Origin of the sequence: Wolbachia endosymbiont of Drosophila baimaii, from assembly GCF_028982185.1 — a bacterium.
In the GTDB taxonomy this organism is placed as follows: Bacteria; Pseudomonadota; Alphaproteobacteria; order Rickettsiales; family Anaplasmataceae; genus Wolbachia; species Wolbachia pipientis.
In genome coordinates this window covers 1-3,203 of sequence record NZ_JAPQLE010000060.1, presented here as the reverse complement: position 1 = coordinate 3,203, position 3,203 = coordinate 1, and the positions used below count along the sequence as shown (strand labels likewise).

The window sequence follows — 3,203 nt, the reverse complement described above, 5'->3', positions numbered from 1 at the left end:
AAACATTCCTCTATTCGAATCCTTTCGTCATGCTGTTGATTCTGCCTTCCTATGACCTGTTCGGACTATTATGAGAAATGCTATACTATCCTTACGCTGTTGTTTTGCTATTTTACCTATTTCTTTATTCCCTTTCTCTACTTCTTGTCTTATCTCACTTAAAGTACTAGCACACATCTCTACTTTTCGGAAAAGCTCTTCGCCTTCTTTATGTGAAAGGAAACGTCCTTCTCTATCCTTCATCCAACTCCACATTTTCATAAAAAGCGCGTTGTAAGCAGTTTCGTCATTACCAAAGTAGTTGAACTTTTCGATCAATTTGTTACTTATCTCATTTTTGATTAATCCTTCCAGTTCAGCATGGTTAGGTAAATTAACTGCAAACACCAATTTATCTGGAAATTCCTCTATTTTCTTATTTATTTTTCCATCGCTAACTTGTCCACCTACCTCACCCTTTATAAAATCCATATTCTCTTGCAAGTGTGAGATAATACTATTATCAAATTTATATCTTACACTACTGCCTATATTCAGAAACTCATCTTCTGTGTTCATTCTTGTAAATGAAATTCCCTTATCTGCTAGACTTTCAAAGTCAAAACCGACATTTGTGGCAATAACAAAATCTTCTATTTCACCCTCGAGCTTTTCTCTACTTTTGATTTTTAAATAAGCAACAAGATATTCTACTAAGCTGAATTCACTACTTTTTCGCCATGTTAGTAAGTCACCTATGCTGATTTTTCTGTGTCCATCTTGCTTGTGCTTGATTTGTATGAATCTATGTGTTATTCTTCTGTTTTGTTCATACCGAAGAATAATATCACCAAAACCTTCAGCTAACTCCATTTCCGTAGCCAAGAGGAAAGGACACTTTTTATCCATCGCACGTTCGAGAAAGAATATGAGCCACAATTTTTGATAGGTAATACCATGGTAAAAGCGTTTTACCTCTCCAGCAGGATAACCTTAGGGCACCTTATCTAACTTTTCACTCAAAATTGAATTCACCACATCAGGACTGGCTTTTCCTTTGGTAAGTTTCATAACTTCGCCGACAAAGAATCCGTATAACTTTGTTTTACCGCTTTTGTATTCTTGAACTTTATCTTGGTTGTTATTGATGATTTTGTCGATAACTTCTGCTATTTGACCTTTATCTGTGATCTGTTTTAGGTCCTGCTCTTCTATAATTAAAGATGCAGGTTTGCCAGTTTCAAACATACTATCGAATACTTGTTTGCCAAGTTTAGCAGAGATTGTTCCATCAACGATAAAATCTAAGAGTTCGGACAAAGCATTTGCTTTGATTGGGGAGCTCACAATATCAATATTTGCTTTATTTAAACGACCGAAAAGCTCTACAGTTAACCAGGTGACCGCGAGCTTTGAATCATGTTTTTTTATCAATTCCTCAAAGTAATCAGCAATCGCCTTATCGGAAGTAATGACGTTTGCATCGTATTCGTTGATACCTAATTTTTCAATGTATCGCAGCTTTTTTTGATCTGGCAACTCGGGCAAAGACGATTTAATAGAATCGATTTTATCCTGGCTTACCTCAACAGGTAATAAATCAGGCTCAGGGAAGTATCTATAGTCGCTTGCATCCTCTTTGCTTCTCATCACTTTTGTTTTTCCCAAAGCAACATCAAACAATAAGGTATCTTGACTTATTTCTTCCCCACTTTCTAAAATTTCAATTTGTCTTTGTATTTCATAGTCTATAGCTTGCACAATATAACGTATCGAGTTCAGATTTTTTATTTCACAGCGGGTGCCAAATGTGCTACTGCCTTTTAGGCGGACAGAAACATTTGCATCACAACGAAGTGATCCCTTTTCCATATCACCATCACATGAACCAATGTAACGCAAAATCTGCCTCAATTTTTTCATGCATTCTGCAGCTTCTGCAGATGAACGGAGATCTGGTTCTGAAACAATTTCCATTAAAGCAACCCCTGCACGATTTAAATCTACATAAGTTTTGCTTTCCTCATGAACGCTCTTTCCTGCATCTTGCTCTAAATGAATTCTCGCAATTCTTATTTCTTTTTCATTGTCGTTGATAAATACTCTACCGTTTTTAACTATTGGCTCAAAAAACTGAGTTATCTGGTAACCTTGTGGTAAATCAGGATAAAAATAATTTTTCCGATCAAAGTAAGAATACTTATTAATTTCTGCAGAAAGTGCAAGACCAGTGCGTATTGCTTGCTCTATGCAGTAATAATTTAGTATTGGCAGCGTACCTGGCATTGCCGCATCAACTAGAGAAACTTGAGTGTTATGCTCAGCACCAAACTCCGTTGATGAGCTAGAAAATAGCTTCGTATTAGAAGAAACTTGAGCGTGCACTTCAAGCCCAACTACCGCTTCCCAATCCTCTTTCGTCATGTATTTTATTTAAATGATAATCTTAATATTCTGCAAAATTAACACAAAAAGTCAAAACAAAACTCATGTTAGCTAAGTAGTATGCAGATTGTTCTACCCATAGAAACAGATCAAATGCAAAACTTACTTGACACCCTTCGCCAGCCCCCTTATCATGAAACTGAAGCCATTGTATTTGCTTTCGCCAATCTGCAGATTAAAAGGTAAGGATTACTTAATGTATTGGCGTCTTATGTTCAATTTTTTGCAGTATATAGATACTGTGTGTCTTTACAAAACTTCATCTACATCTAGATTTTTATCTAAATAAGCTGAACGCGCTTATAAAGCGTTACAAGATATCAAAAAATGCCAATACTCGACAGAGATAGTAAAAGACTAGCTAACTCGGGGGTTCTTTGTCTTTTTTTCTGCTTAGTAAATTTCTTAAACATTTGCAGCGTAAGTTAGTTGCAATTAAAAGCGGCTGAATCTCGCTTGTCAAGCGTTTAAAACATAAAAAACGCCAATATTTTAAAGCGGATAATAACCCCAGGGCTTCTTTTGCCTTTTTTTCATTTGGTAAATTTCTTAATATTTATAGCTAAACAACAACCGTCATCCCGCTGCTTGTTAGCGGCCGAGATACCGCGGCGGTATGACGTAGGATTGCTGTCATTCCAGTGCCAAGCACTGGGATCCAGCCTTTATTATTTGGTTGAAATTAAGTCTTCTGGATCCCAGTGGGCTTTGTTGCATCGCTACTTATGAAAGGCTAACTATAATTAGGATTATAAGCAACTTATTGAAAATCTTGTTTT

The 3,203-nt window shown here is 36.3% G+C and carries 2 protein-coding genes; both read right to left on the bottom strand.

Features of this window, described 5'->3' with window-relative positions; translation table 11 throughout:
* Positions 1-27: 27 nt before the first annotated feature.
* Positions 28-888, bottom strand: coding sequence for a hypothetical protein (locus tag OZD66_RS01860; protein WP_182366274.1), 861 nt, complete (start codon positions 886-888; stop codon positions 28-30).
* A gap of 84 nt (positions 889-972) precedes the next feature.
* Positions 973-2,403 (bottom strand): Asp-tRNA(Asn)/Glu-tRNA(Gln) amidotransferase subunit GatB, encoded by a 1,431-nt coding sequence (gene gatB, locus OZD66_RS01855; protein ID WP_182366272.1) that lies wholly within the window; start codon positions 2,401-2,403, stop codon positions 973-975.
* Between the last annotated feature and the right edge of the window lie 800 nt (positions 2,404-3,203).